Source organism: Vibrio sp. 1978 (assembly GCF_033344345.1).
In genome coordinates, this window is record NZ_JAWPOP010000548.1 from 1 (window position 1) to 661 (window position 661).

General features: G+C 47.4%; 1 protein-coding gene. It reads left to right on the forward strand.

What is annotated here, in order from left to right:
* Window positions 1-542 (forward strand): o-succinylbenzoate synthase (gene menC / locus R8N49_RS27755; RefSeq protein WP_318190528.1); only part of this gene is annotated, 542 nt, incomplete at its 5' end.
* Between the last annotated feature and the right edge of the window lie 119 nt (window positions 543-661).

Here is a 661-nt window from a genome sequence, read left to right on the forward strand (position 1 = left end):
TCTTCCTTGAATCTATCCCTCAATTAACGCTTCGACTGGATGCGAACCGCGCTTGGACTCCCGAAAAAGCGCAGCAGTTTGCTAAGTACATTACACCGTCTCTTCGCCAACGAATTACGTTTTTGGAAGAGCCATGCCGAGCTCCAGGCGACAGCATGTCTTTTGCCATTAATACTGGTATCGCGATTGCTTGGGATGAAACGCTGCAAGATGCCGTTCGTCGAGAAGACTTTAGCCTTGAAGATCTGACAGGCGTGAAAGCGATCATTATCAAACCGACATTAATCGGCTCCGTCGATTTCTGCATTAAATTGATCGAAAAAGCAAAAGCGTTAGGAATGAAAGCGGTGATCAGCTCAAGCATTGAGTCGAGCCTTGGCTTGAACCAATTAGCACGTTTGGCGCAATGGCAGTTGCCTGATGAAGTTCCTGGTTTGGACACTATCGGGTTGTTCAAAGCGCAGCTGGAGCAAGGTTGGCCAAAGTGCGAACTTCCTGTGCTTCCTTTGTCTGAGCAGGAGTTAGTGTGGCATTCAGCATAGAGCCATTCTCTACAGAAAATAGTGCGATTCCACCTTGGAAGTATTGGGCTCAAACGAGCCCTTTTTCTATTGCACTCGCAACATCTCAAGAAACATTGAATTGGCAACAGCTCTCGCTT